Here is a 22830-nt window from a genome sequence, read left to right as displayed (position 1 = left end):
CCAGACCCATTCGATGCCCCTCGACGAGACCGGATTTCCACCCACCTCCGCCGTTTGAGCAGCCATCGCCCATCCCCGGGATGGGCGCGGTCTGGCCTTCCCGTGTCCTGAGCGCGGGAGACCACACAGATGAAACGCATGTTGTTCAACGCCACGCAGGCCGAGGAACTGCGTGTGGCCATCGTCGACGGTCAGAAGCTCATTGATCTCGACATCGAATCCTCAGCCAAGGAACAGCGCAAGTCCAACATCTACAAAGGGGTCATCACCCGCATCGAACCCAGTCTCGAAGCCTGCTTCGTGGATTATGGGGCGGAGCGGCATGGCTTCCTGCCCTTCAAGGAAATCGCCCGCAGCTATTTCCGCGAAGGGGCAACGGTGGGCCGGGCCAGCATCCAGGACGCGGTCAAGGAAGGCCAGGAACTCATCGTCCAGGTGGAAAAGGACGAGCGCGGCAGCAAGGGGGCGGCCCTCACCACCTTCATCAGTCTGGCCGGCCGCTATCTCGTGCTCATGCCCAACAACCCGCGCGGTGGCGGGGTCTCCCGCCGCATCGAGGGGGAGGAAAGGGACGAGCTGCGCGAGACCATGTCCAAGCTGGACGTGCCGCCGGGCATGAGCATCATCGCCCGCACGGCGGGCATCGGCCGCACGGTCGAGGAACTGCAGTGGGACCTCAACTATCTCCTGCAACTTTGGCGCGCCATCGAGGCGGCAGCGGCCAGCCAGTCCGGCCCCTTCCTCATCTACCAGGAAGGCAGCCTGGTCATTCGCGCCATCCGCGACCTTTTCCAACCGGACATCGGCGAAATCCTCATCGATACCGAGGACATCTACGAGCAGGCGCGACAGTTCATGAGTCACGTCATGCCGCAGAATGTCAACAAGATCAAGCTCTATCGGGATGACGTTCCCCTTTTCTCCCGCTTCCAGATCGAGCACCAGATCGAATCCGCCTATGCGCGTTCGGTCACCCTGCCCTCCGGCGGTTCCATCGTCATCGATCACACCGAGGCCCTCACCGCCATCGATGTGAACTCCGCCCGCGCCACCAAGGGCGCGGACATCGAGGAGACGGCCTTCCGCACCAATCTGGAGGCCGCCGACGAGATCGCCCGTCAGTTGCGGCTGCGTGACCTGGGGGGCCTCATCGTCATCGACTTCATCGACATGGAGAGCCAGCGCAACCAGCGGGAAGTGGAAAAACGCCTGGCCGATGCCCTCCATCTCGACCGGGCGCGGGTGCAGATGGGCAAGATTTCCCGCTTTGGCCTCCTGGAACTGTCGCGCCAGCGCCTGCAGCCCTCCCTCGGTGAAACCAGCCATGTGGTCTGTCCCCGCTGCAACGGCACCGGGCATATCCGCGGCGCCGAATCCACCGCCCTGCACATCCTGCGCCTGATCCAGGAAGAGGCCATGAAGGAACACACGGCAGCGGTGCATGCCCAGATTCCGGTGGACGTGGCCACCTATCTCCTCAACGAAAAGCGCGCCGACATCTGGAAGATCGAGGCCCGCTTCAAGGTGAGCGTGGTGCTCATCCCCAACGTGCACCTGCAGACGCCCCATTTCACCGTGCAGCGGCTGAAGGCCGACGAGGTGGCCGCCATCGACCGTCGCAGTTACGAGCTGGTGGAGGCGCCGGCGGAAGTCACCGAGCCGGAAGTGCCGGAGCCGCCCAAGCCGCGGCAGGTGGCCGCAGTGCGCGACATCACCCCGGCCCAGCCGGCGCCGGTGGTGGCGGAGAAGGCCCCGGAAAAGGAAGAGAAGAAGGAAGCCTGGCTGTCCAAGGTGGCGGGCTGGTTTGCCGGCCTCTTCGGTGGCGAGAAAAAAGAGGCGGAAGCCCCGGCGGTACCGCGCCGCACCCCTGCCCGTGGGGAACGGGGCGAGCGTCGGGGACGGGGTCGGGGTCGTGACCGTCACCGCAGCGATCGGGGAGAGGCTCGTGCGGTGGTTTCGGCCGAGGGCCGCAGCGAAGCGCCACCCCAGGCACGCCCGGAGCAGGCGCCCCCCCGCTCCTCCCCGCCGACCGAAGCCCAGGAGCGCATGACGGAACGCGTGGGGGAGCGTGGCGGCCGGCGTGGGCGTCGGGGCCGGGGCCGCGGTGAGCGCCGCGAAGGGGCCGCGGCGGCCCCTGCCGAGACAAAAGCGCCAGAGGCGACAGCCGTTGAAACCGCGACGGGAAGCCCCCCTGCTCCTGCAGAAGGGGAGCGGGGCAATGGCCGGCGGGAGCGCGGCCGCGAACGGCAACGGGAGGCGCCGCGCGCGCCCGTGATCGAGTGCATCATCGAGGATGCCGCCGAAAGCCGCGCCGCGAAGGGCGCTGCCGCCACCCCCGGGGAAGCCCCGGCGCCGGTGCCGGTGAGCGCGCAAAGCGAACTGCCCTTCGCGCTCCCAGAGGCGGCGCCGGCACCGGTGAAGGTGACGGAAACGCCGCCAGCGCCCCGCCTTGAGCCCGTGGATCTCGAGGCGGCGGGTCTGGTGATGATCGAAACCCGTCCCGAGGCCGTGGCCGCGGTGAAGGCCCAACTCGTCGAGGAACCCCCCAAACCACGCGGCCCCCGTCCCAAACCGGCCTGGGCGCAACCGCCCGCGCCGGTGAGCAATGAGCCCCTCACCCAGGTGGAAACCCGGCGCGACGCGTAGGCGCCGAAAAACGCCGTGCCCTCTATGGCACGGCGTTTTTCTTTACTGTTCTTCGCCCCGTCTGCCGGGGCCGAAATGGCGCCGGCGGATGTGTTCGAGGAGTCCGCGGCTGGCGTCCTCCACCATGTCCAGCACCTGCTCGAAGCCGGCCGGACCGCCGTAGTAGGGATCGGGCACCTCGCGCTCGCGGAAATTGCGCGCGTATTCCATGAACAGCGAAAGCTTATGGGCATGCGTCTGCGGACACAGGCGCACAAGATGCTCGAGGTTGTCCATGTCCATCGCCAGCACATAGTCGAAGCGCTCGAAATCCCGCTCGCTCACCTGGCGTCCGCGCAGATGGTCCATGCGATACCCGCGCCGCAGGCCGGCAGCGCGCGCCCGGGCATCCGGGGGTTGGCCAATGTGGTAATCATGGGTGCCGGCGGAATCCACCTCCACATGGTGATGCAAACCGGCTTCCTCGAGATGGGCACGGAATACCGCCTCCGCGGTTGGGGAGCGACAGATGTTGCCCATGCAGACGAAGAGCACGGAGACCTTCTTTTTCCCGTTCATGGTTTCAGGATTTCCCGGCAACACGGCGGGCGGGGGGCGCATCGATGGGGTCGTGCTCCAACACGCCGAACAGATGTTCCTTGAGCAGCTTGAGGCGGTCCCGCAGCTCCGCCGCCTTCTCGAATTCCAGATTGCGCGCCGCCTCCAGCATTTCCTTTTCCAGGCGTTTGATTTCGCGGGTGAGCTCTTTCTCGCTGAGATGGGCGTAGCCGGCGGCGGCTTCGGCGGCAAGGAGCCTTTCCTGCGCCTCCTCGTAGTCGTACACCCCCTCGATGATGTCCTTGATCCGCTTCACCACGCCGCGCGGGGTAATGCCGTGGGCCTTGTTGTAGGCGATCTGTTTGGCCCGCCGCCGTTCGGTTTCATCGATCGCCCGACGCATGGAGTCGGTGATGGTGTCGGCGTAGAGGATGGCCTTGCCGTGGATGTGACGCGCGGCGCGGCCAATGGTCTGGATGAGGGAGCGCTCCGAGCGCAGAAAGCCTTCCTTGTCCGCATCCAGAATGGCAACCAGGGAGACTTCCGGGATGTCCAGCCCCTCGCGCAGCAGATTGATGCCCACCAGCACGTCGAACTCGCCCAGTCGCAGGTCGCGGATGATCTCCACCCTTTCCACGGTGTCGATGTCCGAGTGCAGATAACGGACGCGCACGCCGTGGTCGGCGAGGTAATCTGTGAGGTCCTCGGCCATGCGCTTGGTGAGGGTGGTGACCAACACGCGCTCGTTGGCCGCGGCCCTGGCCTTCACCTCCGACAGCAGATCGTCCACCTGGGTGGAGGCGGGTCGCACCTCCACCTCCGGATCCACCAGTCCGGTGGGGCGCACCACCTGCTCCACCACCTGCGCGGCATGCCTTGCCTCGTATTCGGCCGGCGTGGCGGAGACGAAGATGGTTTGCGGCATGAGTTTTTCGAACTCATCGAAGCGCAGGGGCCGGTTGTCGAGGGCGGAGGGCAGGCGGAAGCCGTACTCCACCAGGTTCTCCTTGCGCGCGCGGTCACCCCGGTACATGCCGCCGAGCTGGGGAATGGTCACGTGGGACTCGTCGATGAACATGATGGCATCCCGCGGCAGATAATCGATGAGCGTGGGCGGCGGCTCACCCGGCTGGCGGCCGGAGAGATGGCGCGAGTAGTTCTCGATGCCCTTGCAGAAACCCAGCTCGTTCAGCATTTCCAGATCGAAACGGGTCCGTTCGGCGATGCGCTGGGCCTCCACGAGTTTGCCCTGGCTCTGAAACCAGGCGATGCGTTCGGCAAGCTCTGCCTTGATGGCTTCGATGGCGCGTAGGGTGGTGGCGCGGGGCGTCACGTAGTGGCTGGAAGGATAGACGGTGAAGCGCGGCACCTTCTGCACGATGTGGCCGGTCAGGGGATCGAACAGCGAAATGCTCTCGATCTCGTCATCGAACAGGGACAGCCGCACTGCCAGTTCCGCATGCTCGGCGGGGAAGATGTCCAGCACATCACCCCGCACCCGATAGACGCCGCGGCGGAATTCCGTTTCGTTGCGCTCATACTGCATCTCGGTGAGACGGCGGATGGCATCCCGCTGGGAGAGTTTCTCCCCCTGGCGCAGATGCAGGATCATGGCGTGGTAGTCCACCGGGTCGCCGATCCCGTAGATGGCCGATACCGTGGCCACGATCACCGTGTCCCGCCGCTCCAGCAGCGCCTTCGTCGCCGACAGGCGCATCTGTTCGATGTGCTCGTTGATGGAGGAATCCTTCTCGATATAGAGATCCCGCGCCGGGACGTAGGCCTCGGGCTGGTAGTAGTCGTAGTAGGAGACGAAATACTCCACCGCGTTTTCCGGGAAGAACTCGCGAAACTCGGAATAGAGCTGAGCGGCGAGGGTTTTGTTGGGCGCCATGACGATGGCCGGTCGCCCCAGACGGGCGATCACGTTGGCCATGGTGTAGGTCTTGCCTGACCCCGTCACCCCGAGCAGGGTCTGGAAGGCAAGACCGTCGCGCACGCCCTCCACCAGTTGCTCGATGGCCGCGGGCTGATCCCCCGCCGGCGGGAATGTCTGGTTAAGCTTGAACGGGCTATTGGGGAAAGTGACGATCAAGGGTAGAATCGCTGATTTTGCAACGCGTGAGAATTCTAGCACGGGCGCCCCTCCGCCCCGCGGGCAAGGGTTCGGTAGATGCCCCTGCAGAGCACAGGAAAGCAGAAGGTGGAACTCGCAAGACGTGTACAGGCGATCAAGCCCTCCCCCACCCTCGCCGTGACGGCGCTCGCGGCGAGCCTCAAAGCCAGCGGCCGCGACATCATCGGTCTGGGTGCCGGTGAACCCGACTTCGACACGCCGGAACACATCAAGGCCGCCGCCATCGAGGCCATCCACAGGGGTTTCACCAAATACACCGCGGTGGACGGCACGCCCTCGCTCAAACAAGCCATCATCAATAAATTCCGCCGGGATAACGGCCTGGAATACGGCCCCCGGCAGATTCTCGTTTCATGTGGTGGCAAGCAGAGCTTTTACAACCTGGTGCAGGCGCTCATCAATCCGGGCGACGAGGTGGTGATTCCTGCGCCCTATTGGGTGTCCTATCCGGACATCGTGCTCCTCGCCGACGGCAAGCCCGTGTTCGTCGAGGCGGGCATCGAACAGGGGTTCAAGATCACCCCCGCCCAACTGGAGGCGGCACTCACCCCCCGCACGAGACTCGTGGTGATCAACAGTCCCAGCAACCCCAGCGGCGCTGTGTACGGGCTCGATGAACTGAAGGCTTTGGGGGAAGTGCTGAAGGCGCACCCGCGCGTGATCATCGCCACCGATGACATGTACGAGCACATCCGCCTCACCGATGCGCCCTTCGTCAACATCCTCAACGCCTGCCCCGAGCTTTACGACCGCACCCTGGTGCTCAACGGCGTGTCCAAGGCCTATGCCATGACCGGCTGGCGCATCGGTTATGCGGCAGGACCGGAACCCGTCATCACCGCGATGACCAACGTCCAGTCCCAGAGCACTTCCAACCCCACCTCCATCTCCCAGGTGGCGGCGGAAGCGGCGCTAAATGGCGACCAGGCCTGCATCCGACCCATGGTCGAGGCCTTCCGCGAGCGCCACCGCTTCGTGGTGGAGGCCCTCAATCGGATGCCCGGTGTGAAATGCCTGCCTTCCGGCGGCGCCTTCTATGCCTTCCCCGATTTTCGCCAGGCGATCCGCAACCTGCACGACAGGGGGGTCATTGCCGAACCCACCGACATCGCCCTCAGCAGCTATCTGTTGGAAAAGGCCGGGGTGGCGGTGGTGCCGGGTTCGGCCTTCGGTCTCGAGGGCTACCTCCGTCTTTCCTTCGCCACCTCGCTACAAAACCTCGAGCAGGCGTTGACACGCATCGGCAGGGCGCTCGCCCACTGAGCGCCTGCGCGGGGGGCAGCGGGCAGGCCCCTAGCGCAGGAGTTTGTCCAGTGCCTCGCCGGCCTTGGCGCCCACCGTCGTGCCAAGACCCGGGCCCAGCAAACCGGTGCCCACGGCCGCACCAGCCAGGGCCGCGCGGTTGGGGAAGAGCACGGGATCATCAAGGGTCCCGCCCACTTCCAGGGGTACGCTCACCAGACTGGCCGTTCCCTTCATCTCCACTTTGGCGCGACCGGAAAGCTTGCGGCTGGGCAGGATGTCGAGTTCCCCGTTCGCCTGCAGAAGGCCAGAGGCGATGCGCAGCTCGCGCAGGGCAATGTGGCGACCGGTGATGTTGAGAAGGCCCGTGAACTCGTTGAAGCTCGTCTGACCGCCGCGGGTACCCTGGCCAGCGAGGGCGCGCACGGCGCCGGCTAGATCGAAGCCGGAGAGCACGCCGCGCTTCACCTCGAAGCGGAAGCTGGCGCGCAGGCTGTCGGCAAGGTGCCCGGCATCGGCTGAAGCCAGCGCGAAGCGGCCGCTGCCATAGATTAGCCCGCTTAGCCCCGTCGAGGGACTCACCAGGCGCACAAGGGGGCCGATTTCCACCTCCGCCACCTTCGCCTCCCCCTTTATCCGCACGCCCTCCTGCCAGGCCACATTGCCGTTCAAACGGAGATCCCCGCCGTAGAGTCTGCCATCTAGCGCAAGTTCGAGCCTGTCACCCTCAAGTCGCCCTGTGCCGCGCAGATCGTCGAAACGCAGGGCGGGTTTTGCCGGCAGAGTCCAGTTGTGTCCGGCAAGCGTCAGGTCGTAGTGCTCCCCTTGTGGGGTGAGCACGATGGTCAGGCTTTGGTCGGCCTGCCCCGCCTCCACACGGTTGGGACCTCTCGCATCGAAGTCCGCAGCAAGGCGCAAAGGGCCCCATTGCCAGTCACCCATCACGAGTCTGGCATTGCTGATCTCCAGCCGGCGCAAGGCAACCTGCGGTGGCGTTGCCTTTTGCCGGGCAAAGCGGCTTAACCGGCTTAGGAGCGCGCGGTCCACCACCACCCCGTCCACTTCCACCCGCCGCAACACCTTCACCGGTGCCGTAAGCGTCCACGGATCGGGATAGACGCGCACGCTGCCAATATGAACCTCCTGGGCAGTGCCGATGCGGATATCCTCCACCGCCGCCACCGGCACCGGCAGCAGCCGCACCTTCAGCGCGCCGATCGTCACCGGCTCGCCCAGTCCTTCGCCGGCGAGTTTTTCCAGGGTGGGGATATAGCTCTTCAGCGGAAGGACAAGGGGCAACGCGAAGGCAATCAGGAGCAATGCCAGGAGGACGACGGCAAGGACTTTGATGGCTCTCATGGCGGCAGGGAAACGCTTCGCGTGTTGACCGCAACGGGTGAACTGGCTATTATACGCGGCTTCTTGCGCGGGCCTTTTCCCTTCCGGCGTAGCTCAGCGGTAGAGCAGCGGACTGTTAATCCGTTGGTCGTTGGTTCGATCCCAACCGCCGGAGCCAGATTCGAAGCCTCGCCCAGACCGCGCCTGGTTGCGGGGCTTTCATGTTTTTGCACACCTCCGCCGTGCCGTTGCCCTTGGAGAGAATCCCGCCCACGATGCCCAGGAAATCCGTAAAAAGGGGGCGCCTGGGAAACCTCGGGCAAGGTCTCGGATGATATGCCTTTCACAGGGTCTGCCGGATGGCCAGCACGGCTTGGTTGCGCAGCGCCTTGAGGGTGCCCAGCAGTTGTTCGGGGATCACGATGTCGCCGGCGCGGGGTTTGTCAGCGTAGATCAGGCCCACCGGTTTCCCCTTCACCACCACCGGGAAGATGACGAAGGTCTTGGCGCTTACCGCCTGCCGGTACCAGGTGGGAATGCGCGCCGCAATTTTCGGATCGTCGATGTCGGTGATCAGGATGTCCACGTTTTTCTCCAGGGCGACGTGGAAGACGTCCGGCATTGAGGCGATGGGGAAGCGGAAGCTGCGGGCGAGCGCCTGTACGCCCTCACCGAAACCGAACTTGCCCTGCATCACGTTCTCCCGCCCTTCCCGCACACAGAACAGCACGCGGTGAAAGCCCATGCCGCTATACATGGTCTCCAGGATCATGCGCAGGATGTCGTTGAGGCTGAGCGCCTCATTGACGAGGGAATTGCTGATCTCCTGCAGGCCCGCCAGCAATGCTCGCTGGGATTCTTCCGGTGTCGGTCCCCTGCCCTCCGGATGCGCAGGATGCACCACATCGCCGGCCTGAACATTGAGCACGGTGTCGGCGAGTTCAGCGGTGGCCTCCTCCTGCGGCGTCGTCGGATTGGGTTGCCCCAGCCATTGGCGGGCATCCCGGGCGAAGGCACTGTTGCCGAAGTTGCCATTGACGGCTCCGGAAAACTGCGTCACCTCCTTGAGGGAACGCGTCACCACTTCCGCCAGGTGGCGGGCATTGAGGCTGATGCTGTCGCCGAAACGTTGGGAGAGTCGTTCGATCTCCGCCCCCCGCGTCTCCGGCCTGCCCTCGGCGATGACGGCCGCAAGCTCGTTGGCGAAAGCCGCCAGCACCCGCAGCCGCTCCGTCGGGTTGGCCGCCTTGTGTACGCGGCCCGCCGGCAGTTTGTGCATGGCGCGGATGATGGTTTCCGGCAGGCCCCAAGTTCTGGCAATGCCCATGCCCAGTTCTTCGAAGGAAAGACCCAGCACCTCAATGGCGGCGCTGTCCTCGTCGAGCTTCTGGCTCGTCATGCGGCTGCGGATGGCCTCGGCCTCCTCCGGAAAATAAAAAAGGCAGAGCATGCGTCCCAGATGATGGAACATGGCACAGATGAAGGCTTCCTCGCCATCGCGCACCCCGGCCTTGCCCGCCATTTCCCGCGCCACCATGCCGGAAAACAGCACGCGCACGAATTCCTCCTTGAGCTGCGCCGCCTGGGTCTTGTTCTGCAGGTTCTCGAAGAGCACCAGACTCATGGCGAGATTGCGCACCGCGCTGAAACCCAGAATGACCACGACCCGGGAAACGGTGCTGATGTTGCCGCCGCCGTAGTTGTAGAAGGACACCGAGTTGACCAGCTTGAGCAGTTTGTTGGTGAGGCCGAAGTCTTTCAGGATGGCATTGGAAAGCTGGGAGACGCTGTCGGTGTCGGAGGCGGCGATGCGGTTGATGGTGGAGATCGCCTCCGAAAGCGCGGGGAAATCGCTCTTCAAGCGCATGCGGCGCAGGAGGAATTCCAGAGTGCTTTGCCGCGCCCCGCCGGCCAGTGCCGCTGTCGGGGCCGGCTGCAGATAGGCTTCCAGCGCCTGGCGCATCTGCAGCGCATCGGCAAAACGCGCCGCCGGTTCCCGGGCAAGGGCCTTGCCCACGATGTCATCGAGGCGCTCATCGATGCCGGGTTTCACCGCCGACGGCACACGGCTGATCCCGGCGGCGGCCTGCTTGAGAATTTCGTTGAGGTCAACACCCCGGATGGCCGGCTCTCCGGTGAGCATTTCGTAGAGGATCAGGCCCACCGCATAGAGATCGGAACGGACATCCCATACGCCGCCCGCCAAGTATTCGGGCGCCATGTAGGCGGGCGTGCCCAGGAGGCCGCCCTCCGGCGCGCCCGCACCGGCAATGGGGCTGGCGATGCCAAAATCCATCACCCGCGCCAGGCCCTGGGCATCCAGCAGAATGTTGGAGGGTTTGAGGTCCCGGTGGACGATTCCCTGGGCATGGGCGGAGGCGATGGCATCTAGCACCTGAAGGGTGATTTCCGCAGCGCGTGCCGCGGGCAGCGGACCCTCCTCACGGAGCACCTGCGCCAGGGTGCGGCCCTCCACGTATTCGAAGACGAGATAGGGCTGGCCGGCGTGCTCTCCTGCATCATAGAGGGGGATGATGTGGGGGTGGCTTAAGCGACTCGCGAGGCGCGCCTCCTTGAGCAGGCTTTCGGTGCGAGTGATGCGGTCAGCCCCGGCAAAGGAGACGGTCTTGATGGCCACCTGGCGGTCGAGATGGGGATCGTGGGCAAGCCACACCTCGCTTTGGCTGCCGCGCCCCAGAAGGCGGATGGGCTTGAACCGCCCGATGGCTTGGGGTGGGGTGAAGACAGCGGAGGATGACAGGCCCATGGGAGTGGTGGTCGCTCGCGTTTTCCCCCCTTTATCGGCGGCGGCGCCCGCGGCTTGAGGGCGCCCTTTCAGGCGAGAATGTCCACCGGCGTGCCCACGGCCACCCGATCGAAGAGCTCGATGATGTCGCGGTTCCGCATGCGGATGCAGCCACGGGAGCCGGGTACCCCCATGGGCACCTCGTCCGGGCTACCGTGGATGTAGATGTAGCGGCGCATGGTGTCCACCTCGCCCAAGCGGTTGAACCCGGGTTCACAACCGGACAGCCAGAGGATGCGGGTCAAAATCCAATCGCGGCCGGGATGGCGCGCCGCAAGTTCCGGCGTGTAGATTTCGCCGGTGGGGCGGCGGCGGACGAAGACGGTGTTTTCCGGCGCCCCGGCGCCGATCTTGGCACGGATGATGTGCCGGCCCCGCGGTGTACAGAAACTACCCCGCTCCTCCCCCGGGCCATTGGCCGCGGTGGAGACCTCATAATGGGCCACCACCCGTCCGGCATCGTCGAGGAGTTCCAGGGTCTGGGTCGGCAGGTGAACCCTAATCCTCATCGGCCACCGCCTTTCGGCGCCGCTCGGCGAAGAAACGGGACAGCAGCTCGCCACAGCGCTCGGCGAGCACGCCTTCGGTCACCCGGGTGTGGTGATTGAGGCGACGCTCGGCGAAGAGATCGATCACGCTGCCCTGGGCACCGGTCTTGGGATCGCGCGCGCCGTAGACAAGGCGCGCAATACGCGCATGCAGAATGGCCCCGGCGCACATGGCACAGGGCTCCAGGGTCACGTAAAGGGCGCAGCCCATAAGCCGGTAGTTGTTAAGCCTTGCTGCCGCCTCGCGCAGGGCGACGATCTCGGCATGGGCGGTGGGATCATGGGTGGAGATGGGGCGATTGAAGCCTCTGCCCACGATTCTTCCCTCGCAGACGACGATGGCCCCCACCGGCACCTCGCCCGCCTCGTAGGCACGCAGGGCCTCATCAATGGCCTCGCGCATGAAAATCTCGTCCTGGGGCTCAATCGGCCCGCCGCCAGCCTTTTCCATGAGGCACCACCTCGTACTTCGCCCATTGCGCAAATTCCTTGCGGGGCATCACGCCACTGTCGCGCGCCCGGCTTCCCGCGACGACCTTGTAGATGACCTGATCCCGCGCCGGATCACCGGTGTGGCTGGCATCCACCACCTCGCGTACCTCCCAGTCGTCCCCCACAGCGCCATTGCTGTAGGCGTGGCCGACCCGGATGTCGCCAGGCGCCAGGTGTCGCGCTGCCGCCCGCCCCGTGGCCAGGGCATAGATGCGCAGCAGGTCCTCTTCACTCACGTCCACCACGGTATCCAACTGGCTCAGGGCATAGACAAAATCCTCATGTTCGATGGGACGATAGGCCATCTCCTCCATTTCCTTCGTAGCGGGCCGCGGGACCAAGGCGGCAGGATAGCGGCGCCAGGCAAAGGGATAGTTGAACAGCAGGGCAATGGCAAACAGCCACAGCACATTGAGCATGACCGGCGTGAGCACGAAGTGGTAGCCCAGGGCACTGACGGGCGGCCCGCCAATGACAGCGGCCAGGGCCGTGGCGCCCCCGGGCGGATGGATGCAGCGCAGGTAATACATGGCCGTCACCGACAGACCCACGGCAAGACCGGCGGCCAGAACCACGGAGCCCACGTGGCGGGCGCAGAAGACACCGATGACGGCGGCGATGAAATGGCTTGCCACCAGGGCCCAGGGTTGCGACAGCGGACCATGGGGCACGGCGAAGAGGAGCACGGCGGATGAGCCCATGGAAGTGGTGAGGATCACCGCCGCCTCCTGCCCCAGAAAGAAACGAGTCAGCAAATACGTCCCGGCGATACCGAGGAAGGCCCCCAGGCCGGAAAGGAGTTTTTCCCGGTGGCTCGCCTGCCCCGGACTGATCCCGAGCCAGGTGGCAAGGCGGTCTTTCAGGGAATCGTCATTATTCATTGCGGTGAAACGGTGGCATCCAGGCGGCAGACACTGCACGCGGTGGCGCGGGCGGTGGCGAGCGCCTGCGCCAGTTGGTGCACGGCAAGCGCATACTGGAAACTGCGATTGTAACGGGTGATGACGTAATAGTTCTGGAAGGCAAGCCAGAATTCCGGCCCCTGCGTCGTATCCAGCCGGATGAGCATGGCTTCCAGCGTCTCCGGTAGGCTCTCCTTAAGGCTCACGCCCCGCGCCCGCCATTCGCTTAACGGGCGGCGCGCGCTCCACCCCGTGTTGGCGAGCTCGCGGGTCGCCTCCCCCGCCACTTCCACCGGGTAGGCGACGGGTGCGCCCGGCTGCCAGCCGAAGGCGTGCAGGTAGTGGGCGACGGCGCCGATGGCATCGATGGGATTGCGCCAAAGATCGGCATGGCCGTCACCATCGAAATCCACCCCGTATTTGCGGCAACTGCTGGGCATGAACTGGCCGATGCCCATCGCCCCCGCATAGGAACCCTTCACCGCCAGGGTGTCGAGACCCTGCTCCCGGGCAAGCAGCAGGAACTCCACCAGCTCGCGCCGGAAATAATCCGCGCGGGGGGGATAGTCCACCGCCAGGGTGGTGAGGGCATCCAACACCCGGTAGCCGCCGGTATGACGGCCATAATGGGTTTCGACGCCGATGATGGCAACGATCACCGCTTCCGGCACGCCATAGGTCTGCCGGGCCCGCGTGAGCGCTTCGGCATGGGCATCCCAGAACGCCAGCCCGCCACTGATGCGGCGTTCGTTGACGAAAAGGGGACGGTACTGGTCCCAGGGTTTGGCCTCGGCAGGCAGCGAAATGGCGCGCACGATCTGGGGCCGGAGGATCACCTGGCGGAAGAGGCGGTCCAGGTCTTCCGGGGCAAGGGACGTTTCCGCGGCCAGGGACTGGATGAAGGGCGCGTACTGGGGACGTGCCGCGAAGGGCTCGCCCGCCTCCACCCCGCCTCGCCCATCGGCCACGAGGCTAAAGGACAAGAGGAGCAGCCCGAGCACCCGCCTCATTGGCTCTCCCGTCTGCCCACGCCCTCAAGCAACGCGTCCAGCCAGCGATCCGGCAGCAGGCGGCGCGCATACCAGAACAAAGCCGCGGGAAAGGTGACGCGGTAGCGCGTTTTCGGCCGCCGCGCCTGCAATGCCCGCAGCACGGCGGCAAGCACCGCCTCCGGCGGCAGCGTGAAGGGGGCGGCGGGGCCCGGTCGGGTGAGCCGGCGTTCCATGGCCTCGTAGCGTTCCCGGTGGACACTTTTCGCCTTGTCGATGTGGCGCTGATAGGCGGCGAAGGCGTTGGCGCGGAAACGGCTTTCGATGGGACCGGGTTCGATGAGCACGACATCGATGCCGCTGCCGGCAAGCTCCAGGCGCAGGGTGTCGCTGATGCCTTCCAAAGCATATTTGGAGGCGGTGTAGGCGCCCCGGTAAGGTAGCGCCACATAGCCCAGCAGGGAGCTCACCTGGAGGATACGGCCATGGCCCTGGCGGCGCATGACGGGGATGATGCGGTTGGTGAGTTCCACGGTACCGAAGAAATTGGTTTCGAACTGCTCCCGCAGCACCTCACGGCGCAAATCCTCTACCGCGCCCGGCTGCCCGTAGGCGCCATTGTTGCACAGGGCGGTGAGACTGCCGTTTGTGCGCGCAAGCACCGCCTCCACCGCCTTTGTGATGGAGGCGGAATCCGCCAAATCGAGCTGGAACGCCTCCAGCCCCTCTTGCGCCAGCCGGGCCACGTCTTCTGACTTGCGCGCGGTGGCGAATACCCGCCAGCCCCGGCGCGCAAGGCCCCGCGCCAGGCACAGGCCGATCCCGCTGGAACAGCCGGTGATGAGGATGCTTCTGTCCATGGCATCAGATGGGGAGGAAGACCGCCGTGGCCAGATTCTGGATCACCCGCACGATCGTCCGCTGGGTACGGCCGGCAACGATTTTCGCCATCATGTCGGTCTGGCCGATGAGTTTGCCGAACTCCCGCTCGAAGGAGAGATTGCGCTCGGTGGCGGTGATTTCATTGGAAAGCAGGTAGGGTTCGCCGCGGCTGTTGCGGGCATGGGCGAGCTTCCAGGCGGCGATTTCGTAATTGCGGGCGGCATTGTAGAGCTTCTGCGGATCAAGCTCGTCCAGGGCATAGAATTCGGTGCGGTCGTTGTAGGCGGCAAGGGTCATGGTGGCAAGCCCCCAGATGAAGGCGGCCACCCGGTCGCCGCCGAAGTCGTCACGAAAGGCGAGATGCACCGCCTCCGTCCCCCGTCTGCCCTCAAGCTCCGGCATCTGCCGCTGGAAGTCCCCTTCGAACAGGCGCGCCACCGCCTCCTCCACACTGGCATGATTGCCCTTGCGCCATTCCCGCGGATTGCGGCGGTAGAGTTTCTCCGCCAGCACCCGCAGGTGGTGGAGTGCCTCCCCCACGTGCAGCTCGGCCACGGTGTCGATGTCGGTCTTGGCAAGCTGTCCGACGCTGAAACCGGCGGGTGCGGCACCAGGCGTGGGGGGCACCGGCGCGGCACAGCCCGCCAGGAGAAACGCAGCGCAGAAGCAGGCGCGACACAAGGCTCCCATGGCAATGCGCAGTGTAGCGCGAATCCGTCAGCGGAGGGGTTCGATCAGTTCCGGACCATCATGATGGGGATCGTTCACCCGGGTGCTCACCGGCTGCGCCACCAGGTCGCCACCGGCATAGGGGACGAGCAGCGCGCCAAGCTGGCTCGGCTGCGCCGCGGGATCGAGCCAGCGGCGGTAGTCCGCCGGGTTGAGGATGACCGGCATGCGCTCGTGAATTTCCCGCAACAACGGGTTGGCCTCGGTGACGATGATGGTGCAGGTCTGGAGCCGTTTTTCACCCTCCCCCCAGCACTCCCATAGCCCGGCGAAGGCGAAGGGGCGCCCATCGCGCCGGTGAATGTACCAGGGTTGTTTGGCTGTGCCCCGTTTCTGCCACTCGTAGAAGCCATCCGCCGGAACGAGGCAGCGCCGGTGGCGGAAGGCATCGCGAAACGCAGGCTTGACGGCCACCGTTTCCGCGCGGGCGTTGATGGTGCTGTAGTCGCTTCTGGGTTCCTTCGCCCAGTGGGGCACGAGCCCCCATTTCACCTGCGTAAGTTCATAACCCGCGGGACCACCGGCGCGGATGATGGGCACGAGCCTCCCCGGTGCGATGTTGTAGGAAACGCCAACCGGCGGCAGGGTCACCCCCAGCACTTCCCCGATGGGCGAAAGATCGGGCGTGGTGAGCGTATAGCGGCCACACATCAGAGGGAATCCAGGGAAAGACGCTGGCCTGGCAGGGGTCGGTGAACACGTGCGCCGAACTGCGTTTCCAGATGCCGGGCGAAGGCGTCCATGGCGGTGGGCTCGCCGTGCACCAGGGCCACCGGCGGGCGGCTGCGGAAATGGCCATACCAGGCAGCCAGTCCCGCCTGATCGGCGTGGGCGGACAAGCCGCCCACGGTGTGCACCCGCGCCCGCACCGGCACGTCCTCGCCGAAAAGATGGAGCTGTTTGGCCCCGTCCACCAACGCCCGGCCCGGTGTGCCCTGCGCCTGGAAACCCACGATCAGCACATGGGCCTGGGGAAAAGGCAGATTGCGCTTGAGATGGTGGACGATGCGGCCGCCGGTGCACATCCCGCTGCCGGCGATGATGAGGGCGCCGGCGCGGATGTCGTTGATGCGCATGGATTCCTCGGCAGTGCGTGTCAGGCGCAGATTGGGCAGGTTGAAGGGATCGCCTTCGCGGCTTGCCACTTCGCGGGCGGCCTTGTCGTACATCCCCCGGTATTGGCGGTAGAGGGCGGTCGCTTCGATGGCCATGGGGCTGTCCAGGAACACATGCCAGTGGCGGAGGTTCCACGCCTCGTAGTGGCGTGCCAACACATAGAGGAGTTCCTGGGTGCGGCCGACGGCAAAGGCCGGCACCAGGATGTTGCCCTTGTCCGCGTGCGCGCTGCCGATGATCTCCCCCATTTCGGCCCAGGTGGCTTCCCACGGCCGGTGGCAGCGGTCCCCGTAGGTGGTTTCCATCACCACGAAATCCGCCTCCGGCAGCAAGGTGGGATCGGGCAGGATGGGCGCACCGCGATGTCCCAGATCCCCACTCACCACCACGCGACGAGTGAGCCCATTTTCCCGAAGCGTAAGCTCCACGATGGCGGAGCCGAGGATATGCCCCGCATCATGCAGGGCGAGGGTGACGCCGGGCAGGATTTCCAGGGGTTGACCATATTCGAGGGGGTGGAAATGGCGTTCGGTGGTATAGACGTCGTCCCGGTCGAAGAGGGGTTCGAGACGCGGCTTGCCACGCCCGGCAAGAAAGCGGTTGTGGCGCTCCGCCTCCTTTTCGTTGAGGTAGGCCGCATCCTCCAGCATCACCCGGCAAAGGGCGGCGGTGGCGCGGTGGGTGTAGATGAAGCCGCGGAACCCTTCTTTGATGAGCACGGGCAGCCGGCCCGCGTGGTCCAGATGGGCATGGGTGAGCACCACCGCATCGATGCTGCGGGGGGAGAAAGGCAGCGGCTCGCGGTTTTTCCGTTCATGTTCCGGGGAGCCCTGGATGAGACCGCAGTCCACCAGGAAGCGGTACCGCCCCACCTGGAAAAGGAAGCAGGACCCTGTCACCTCCCGCGCTGCGCCGTGGAATTCGATGTGCATGTTCTACTCCACAAATCGGGCGAGCCGCGCCACGCCCTCCTCCAAACGATCCAGCCCCGTCGTGTAGGCAAAGCGCAGGTGCACGTGGGCTTCATGGCTGCCGAAATCGACGCCCGGGGTCACCGCCACCCCCGCCTTCTCCAGAAGCTCCCGGGCAAACGCGAGACTGTCGTGGGTGAACCGCCGGCAGCCGGCATAGACGTAGAAGGCGCCCTGGGGCATCACGGGTATCTCGAAACCGAGCCTGCGCAGCGCCGGCACGAGAAAATCCCGGCGGCGGCGGAATTCCTCCCGTCGCGCCTCCAGCAGGGCAAGTGTCTCCGGCTGGAAAGCCGCCAGCGCCGCATGCTGGGCAACGGTGGGGGCGGCAAGGAAGAGGTTCTGCGCCAGGCGGTCGAGAACGGGAATGAAGACCTGCGGCGCCACCAGCCAACCCAGACGCCAGCCGGTCATGCCGAAATACTTGGAGAAACTGTTGACCACGAACACCTCCTCGCTCACCGCGAGCGCCGTGGGCGCCTCACAGCCATAGGTGAGGCCGTGGTAGATCTCGTCCACGATGAGGGCGCCACCGGCGGCGGAAGCCACTTCGTGGATGGCACGCAGCGTGTCGAGATCAAGCAGGGTGCCGGTGGGATTGGCGGGGGAAGCCACCAGCACCGCCCGCGTGCGCGGCGACCAATGGCGTTGCACCGCATCCGCAGTCAGTTGGTAGCCGCTTTCCGGACCCACGGGCACCGCCACCGCCCGCGCCTCGGCGAAGCGGGCGAGATGCCGGTTACAGGGATAACCGGGATCGGCGAGCAGAAGCTCGTCGTCCCGGTCGAGCAGCGCCCCCAGGGCGAGCAGCAGGGCCCCCGAGGCACCGGGGGTGACCACCACCCGGTCGGGCGCCACCTCCACCCCGTAGCGCTGGCGGTAGAAGGCGGCAATCGCCGCCCGCAGCACGGGCAGGCCCAGCGCCGGAGTGTAGTGGGTGTGACCCGCGGCAAGGGCGGCGCGGCCTGCCTCGATGATGGGGGATACGGTGGGGAAATCCGGCTCGCCGATTTCCATGTGCACAATGGAACGCCCCGCCGCCTCCAGGGCCCGGGCGCGGGCCAGGATGTCCATCACATGGAAAGGCGCGATGTCTTCGGTGCGACGGCTGGCAGAGGGCAGCGGCATGGAAACAGGGCGCAGCAGAGAAAAAAGGGGAAGCCGGTCACGGCCTCAAGCCGGAAAGCCGATTCCCGGCGCGGGAAAGCCTTCCGCCACGATTATACGGAAGCGACTCCGCTTCCGGCCGCCGTCAGGCGGATACGGCCGTTTTCCACCACCAGGGTGCCGTTTTGCCGCCCCTCCCTCAGCCACGCGGAAAACTCGGATTCGTCGAGGGGGCGCGTCATGTAGTAGCCCTGGGCCGCGTCGCAGCCCAGTTCCCGCAGGCGCTGGAACATGGCCGCATTTTCCACACCTTCGCCGATGACGGCGAGCCCCAGGTTGTGTCCCAGCTCGATGGTGGCATGCACGATCACGGCATGGGTGCTGTTTTCCGCCATGTCGAGGACGAAGGATTTGTCGATCTTGATTTCATTGACGGGCATCTTCGACAGATAGGAGAGCGACGAATAGCCGGTGCCGAAATCGTCGATGGCGATGCGCACCCCCATGTCGGAAATGCGGGAGACGATCAGCATGGCGCGATCCCTGTCCACCATGATGGCGCTTTCCGTGATCTCCAGAATGAGTCGCTGGGGGGGCACGTCGCGCGCCGCCAGGGCGCCGGCGATGATGTCCGGCAGGTCGAGATCGAAGAGGACCTGGGCGGAGAGGTTCACCGCCACCCCCAGATCGAGCCCCTGCTTTCTCCAGGCGCTGGACTGGTCCAGCGCCTTGTGCAGCACCCAAAGGGTGAGCGCCTTGATGAGACCGGTGCGTTCCGCCAGAGGAATGAACTCGTCGGGATACATGAGGCCGTGCCGGGGATGGTTCCAGCGCACCAGCACCTCCACCTCCTCCACCTTGCCGTTACGCAGGTCCACCTTGGGCTGGTAATGGAGCACGAGACCCTCGTTTTCCAGCGCGGCGCGCAACTCACCCATGAGGGTGAGCCGCTGCGGGCTGTATTCGTCGTATTTCGGAGAATAGACGAGGAAACCGGCATGGTTCCGTTTGGCGGCATACATGGCCACGTCGGCGCGCTGCAGCAGGGTGTCCGGATCGGTGCCATGTTCGGGATAGATGGCAATCCCGATGCTGCCCCGCACGTCCAGCTTGAGTTGTTCCAGCATGAAGGGCATTTCCATGGCCTTCTCGACCTTCTTCACCACTGCCCCCACTGCCTTGAGCTCGGCAAGATCGGGCGCCAGCACGGCGTATTCGTCGCCGCCCAGCCGCGCCACACTCTCCGGCTCCTGCAGCGCCGCCTGCAGGCGGGTAGCCACCTGTTTGAGCAGGCGATCGCCATTGTAGGGGCCCATGGCCTCGTTGATTTCCTTGAAGCGATCGATGTCCACGACCAGCACCGCCACCCGCCTCTGTTGCCTTGCTGCGGCCAGCAGGGCCTGAGCCAGCCGGTCCTTGAAGAGAAAACGGTTCGGCAGCCCGGTCAGGGGATCGTGCGTGGCATTGCGGGTGGCCTGCGCCTCCAGGGCGATGGCCTGCGCCCTGAGCTCCGAGGTCTGGTCCACCAGCATGGCACCCGCCTCGTAGGCGATCATGCTGCTCACGTATTGCTCCCAGAAGGCGAACACGAAAGGCATCACATCCAGGATCCAGAGCGTCACATTGCTGCGTTGCGCCTCGATGATGCCATCCACGGTGATCCTGCCCGTCTGGGTGAAGGCCACCCCCAAGGTGGCGATGACGATGGCGACAACGGCGATGAGGACGCCATAGATGGCGTGGCGGCTGGCTTTGGCCTTGAGCAGGCTGGCATTGCGGGTGAGGGTCTGGCTGGCCTGGGCCATCTGGGGTCGACTCCGGAGTTATTCCCACGCCGGGGCGGTTCTGCTCGCCGCGCCTGCGGCGGGGTTGGCCAGACTTAGCGGCAGGGCAAGGAAAAACTTGAGGCCGCGGGCCGCAGCCCATCTTGCAAGTGTTTTTTCAGCGGATCCCGGCGCGGGCTAGGGCTTCCTTCACGTCGAAGGGGGTGCTGCGCCGCCATCCCTCCTCCAGGCTACTCACATAGCCTTGGATGGGATAGCGCGCCGCAAGCTGTGCCAGGGTGCAGCGCGCCACCGCCGCCTCGTCCACGCCGGTGCAGTTGCCCCGACGCCGGGCCAGGATGGTGGCGAAGAAGCGCTCCCCCCTTGGGCTTTTGATGTTCTCCACGTCGTAGTTTTCCACCAGGGCCAGGTAGAGGAAGACGAAGTCGTGCAATACCGGCAGGGCCTCCCTGCCCTGGAGGATGAAACGCAGGCAGGTGTCGTTCGGGCAGTGCTCCACCACCGCCTGGCGGCTGGTCTGCACCATGCCCACGTTTTTGGCGCCGAACACCTGTTTGAGGGGCCAGGAGGTCTCCTGGGCCCAGGCTGCGAGGGTCAGGGAGAAAAGCAGCAAACCAGGGAGGATGCGCATGAGCCCCCTATTTTGCCGACTCCGCGGCCTCGCCCTCTTCCTCCACGTCGAGGAGCTCAAGGCGGGCGGCTTCTTCGTGGGCAAGTTCCACCGCCTCGATCTGGGCGAACCGGCGACTGATTTTGCGGCTGGTGATCTGGACCTTCTCCGCATCCTCATGGGCCTGCCGGATGTGATCGGCAAGCTTCTGCATGCGGCTGTCGAAGGTATGGAAATCCTTGGATAGCTTGGCCAGGGCATCCTTGATGATGTGCACCTGCTTGCGCGTCTCCACGTCCTTGATCACCGCACGGGCAGTGTTGAGGATGGCCATCATGGTCGTCGGCGAGACGATCCACACCCGCTTCTGCATGGCGTATTCCACCACGTCCGGGTGATAGCCGTGGATTTCGGCGAACACCGCTTCCGCCGGCACGAACATGACGGCCCCATCCGCCGTTTCGTTGGGGATGATGTATTTGGCGGCGATGTCATCGATGTGTTTTTTCACGTCCAGCTTGAACTGCCGCGCCGCCGCCTGCCGCTCGGCCTCGGGAAGCGCCCGGTCGAACATGCGGTGATAATTTTCCAGAGGAAACTTGGAATCGACGGCGATGGTGCCGGTGGGTTCCGGCAGGAACAAGGCACAATCGACGCGGCTGCCGTTGGACAGCCTGTATTGCATGGCATAGATGGGCTGCGTCGGATTGTTGGGGAGGATGTTGCGCACCAGTGTTTCCAGCTGCACCTCGCCGAAGGCACCGCGCGCCCGTTTGTCCCCCAACAGTTCCTGCAGGCTCACCACGTTGGTGGTGAGCCCGTCGATTTTCTTCTGGGCTTCGTCGATGGTGGCAAGCCGCGCCATGACCTGGGCGAAGGTGTCGTTGGTCTTTTTGAACCCTTCCTCCAGGCGTTCGCTCACCTTGCCGGAAATCTGCTCCAGCCTTGTGTCGGTGGTCTTGGTGAGCACCTCCATGGCGCTCATGAGCTGCTGGGTCACGGCAGCCATGGTCTTGCCGATGAGCTCCTGCTCCGCCCGCCCCTGCTCGGTCATGGTCTGTGTGAGGCGGACGAGCACCTCTTCACGCATGGCATTGAGGCGGTCCTGGGTGGTGGTGGCGATTTCGGCAAGCTGTCGCGCCATCATTTCCCGCAATGTGCCGAGGCTTTCCGTCTGGGCAAGCTGCAGCTGATGCATGGCCTCCCGGCTGAGTTTCAGCTCTTGGGCAAGCACTCCCCGCTGCCGCTCCGAGTGGTCGGCAATCGCCTGGTGGAGGCGATCCCCTTGTTTGCTCAGCCCGTCATGCAGGTCCGCCAGCATCAGGCGGTGCTTTTCCTCGAGCATGCGGGCGACTTCGTCCGGGAATTGTTCCTCCACCTGGGCCATATGCGACAACCGCAGGCCGATCCAGAACGCACCCAGGACGAAGAAAAGAAGCAGAACGCCGATCAGGATTTCCAGCACGGAATGTTTCCCCGCCACATGACGGGCACCAGTATACCGCGCGGATCGCGCAAAAAGGCGACGGGCGCGGCTAGGCCGCGCCGTGATGAGTCAGGAACCACAAGGGGGGCAAAATGCCCTGGGCTGCCGGGCGGTCATCCCGCCCGGGGGTCAATCGTCCCAGGGATGGCGGTGCTTGTGCTTGTGCTTGTGTTTGTGGTGCCCCAGGTGCAGGCCGTGATCGTGGTGTTCCTCCACGTAGATGACTTCCTTCTTCACCCGCTTGGGCCGATCCTGGGTGGCAATGGCGGCACCCGCCGCGCCACCGAGGCCCGCCCCGATCACCGCCCCTTCACGGCCGCCCACCGCCGAGCCCACCGCGGCACCGGCAGCGCCTCCCAGGGCGCCGCCCACCACGGCATCGGTATCGAGGGCATGGGCGGTGGAAACAAGCCCCAGGGAAGCCAACGCGATCAGCAAAGTCTGTTTCATGGTCCATCCTTTCATGTCATGGAAACACGGTCTCCCGACAGGTGGCGGAAATGGGCTT

General features: G+C 65.2%; 19 protein-coding genes and 1 tRNA gene. 3 read left to right on the top strand and 17 right to left on the bottom strand.

From position 1 onward, the window contains the following. Window positions 1-129: 129 nt before the first annotated feature. Window positions 130-2646 (top strand): Rne/Rng family ribonuclease, encoded by a 2517-nt coding sequence (locus K6T56_04435; protein MCL6555595.1) that lies wholly within the window; start codon window positions 130-132, stop codon window positions 2644-2646. Between the two features lie 42 nt (window positions 2647-2688). Here the strand turns inward: K6T56_04435 and K6T56_04430 are convergent, their stop codons facing one another. Next, the gene (locus K6T56_04430; protein ID MCL6555594.1) at window positions 2689-3204 is read right to left on the bottom strand and encodes a low molecular weight phosphotyrosine protein phosphatase; all 516 of its coding nucleotides are present in this window, start codon (window positions 3202-3204) and stop codon (window positions 2689-2691) included. A 4-nt stretch (window positions 3205-3208) separates the two neighbouring features. Continuing rightward, window positions 3209-5275, bottom strand: coding sequence for an excinuclease ABC subunit UvrB (uvrB, locus tag K6T56_04425; protein ID MCL6555593.1), 2067 nt, complete (start codon window positions 5273-5275; stop codon window positions 3209-3211). A gap of 111 nt (window positions 5276-5386) precedes the next feature. Here uvrB and K6T56_04420 point away from each other — a divergent pair, with 111 nt between their 5' ends. Further along, window positions 5387-6583: a pyridoxal phosphate-dependent aminotransferase gene (locus tag K6T56_04420; protein MCL6555592.1), complete on the top strand. Its 1197-nt coding sequence runs from the start codon at window positions 5387-5389 to the stop codon at window positions 6581-6583. Between the two features lie 30 nt (window positions 6584-6613). Here the strand turns inward: K6T56_04420 and K6T56_04415 are convergent, their stop codons facing one another. After that, a complete protein-coding gene (locus tag K6T56_04415) occupies window positions 6614-7921 on the bottom strand; it encodes an AsmA-like C-terminal region-containing protein (GenBank protein MCL6555591.1) in 1308 nt (435 codons plus the stop codon). An 82-nt stretch (window positions 7922-8003) separates the two neighbouring features. Between K6T56_04415 and K6T56_04410 the strand changes: the two genes are divergently transcribed. Then, window positions 8004-8078: transfer RNA gene (locus tag K6T56_04410), tRNA-Asn, on the top strand. Between the two features lie 165 nt (window positions 8079-8243). On the opposite strand, the gene K6T56_04405 is transcribed toward K6T56_04410, so the two are convergent. The 14 genes from K6T56_04405 to K6T56_04340 form a co-directional block, all read right to left on the bottom strand. After that, window positions 8244-10667 carry an HDOD domain-containing protein gene (locus K6T56_04405; GenBank protein MCL6555590.1) on the bottom strand — a complete coding sequence of 808 codons (2424 nt, stop codon included), beginning with the start codon at window positions 10665-10667 and terminating at the stop codon, window positions 8244-8246. 68 nt (window positions 10668-10735) lie between these two features. Then, window positions 10736-11215: a L,D-transpeptidase gene (locus K6T56_04400; protein ID MCL6555589.1), complete on the bottom strand. Its 480-nt coding sequence runs from the start codon at window positions 11213-11215 to the stop codon at window positions 10736-10738. Then, window positions 11205-11705 (bottom strand): tRNA adenosine(34) deaminase TadA, encoded by a 501-nt coding sequence (tadA, locus tag K6T56_04395; GenBank protein MCL6555588.1) that lies wholly within the window; start codon window positions 11703-11705, stop codon window positions 11205-11207. The genes K6T56_04400 and tadA overlap by 11 nt, the downstream gene beginning before the upstream one ends. Further along, window positions 11677-12627 (bottom strand): HPP family protein, encoded by a 951-nt coding sequence (locus K6T56_04390; GenBank protein MCL6555587.1) that lies wholly within the window; start codon window positions 12625-12627, stop codon window positions 11677-11679. The genes tadA and K6T56_04390 overlap by 29 nt, the downstream gene beginning before the upstream one ends. Next, complete coding sequence (mltB, locus tag K6T56_04385; GenBank protein MCL6555586.1) at window positions 12624-13658, bottom strand: lytic murein transglycosylase B; 1035 nt, start codon at window positions 13656-13658, stop codon at window positions 12624-12626. Before mltB ends, K6T56_04390 begins: the two co-directional genes overlap by 4 nt. After that, window positions 13655-14497: an SDR family oxidoreductase gene (locus tag K6T56_04380; protein ID MCL6555585.1), complete on the bottom strand. Its 843-nt coding sequence runs from the start codon at window positions 14495-14497 to the stop codon at window positions 13655-13657. The genes mltB and K6T56_04380 overlap by 4 nt, the downstream gene beginning before the upstream one ends. 4 nt (window positions 14498-14501) lie before the next feature. Then, window positions 14502-15209, bottom strand: a complete 708-nt coding sequence (locus K6T56_04375; GenBank protein MCL6555584.1) for a hypothetical protein — start codon at window positions 15207-15209, stop codon at window positions 14502-14504. Window positions 15210-15236: 27 nt separating this feature from the next. After that, a complete protein-coding gene (locus K6T56_04370) occupies window positions 15237-15899 on the bottom strand; it encodes an SOS response-associated peptidase (GenBank protein MCL6555583.1) in 663 nt (220 codons plus the stop codon). Beyond that, complete coding sequence (locus K6T56_04365) at window positions 15899-17296, bottom strand: MBL fold metallo-hydrolase (GenBank protein ID MCL6555582.1); 1398 nt, start codon at window positions 17294-17296, stop codon at window positions 15899-15901. The genes K6T56_04370 and K6T56_04365 overlap by 1 nt, the downstream gene beginning before the upstream one ends. A 3-nt stretch (window positions 17297-17299) precedes the next feature. Further along, window positions 17300-18463, bottom strand: coding sequence for a pyridoxal phosphate-dependent aminotransferase (locus K6T56_04360; GenBank protein MCL6555581.1), 1164 nt, complete (start codon window positions 18461-18463; stop codon window positions 17300-17302). A gap of 92 nt (window positions 18464-18555) precedes the next feature. After that, window positions 18556-20247 carry an EAL domain-containing protein gene (locus tag K6T56_04355; GenBank protein MCL6555580.1) on the bottom strand — a complete coding sequence of 564 codons (1692 nt, stop codon included), beginning with the start codon at window positions 20245-20247 and terminating at the stop codon, window positions 18556-18558. Between the two features lie 136 nt (window positions 20248-20383). Beyond that, a complete protein-coding gene (locus K6T56_04350) occupies window positions 20384-20857 on the bottom strand; it encodes a hypothetical protein (GenBank protein MCL6555579.1) in 474 nt (157 codons plus the stop codon). Between the two features lie 7 nt (window positions 20858-20864). Continuing rightward, window positions 20865-22301 carry a DNA recombination protein RmuC gene (locus K6T56_04345; protein MCL6555578.1) on the bottom strand — a complete coding sequence of 479 codons (1437 nt, stop codon included), beginning with the start codon at window positions 22299-22301 and terminating at the stop codon, window positions 20865-20867. A 150-nt stretch (window positions 22302-22451) separates the two neighbouring features. Beyond that, complete coding sequence (locus K6T56_04340) at window positions 22452-22787, bottom strand: hypothetical protein (GenBank protein ID MCL6555577.1); 336 nt, start codon at window positions 22785-22787, stop codon at window positions 22452-22454. Window positions 22788-22830 lie beyond the last annotated feature (43 nt).

It is taken from the genome of Burkholderiales bacterium (genome assembly GCA_023511995.1).
Taxonomy (GTDB): domain Bacteria; phylum Pseudomonadota; class Gammaproteobacteria; order Burkholderiales; family Thiobacteraceae; genus Thiobacter.
Note: the sequence above shows the minus strand (reverse complement) of the source record. Positions and strands in the feature narration are given on the sequence as shown.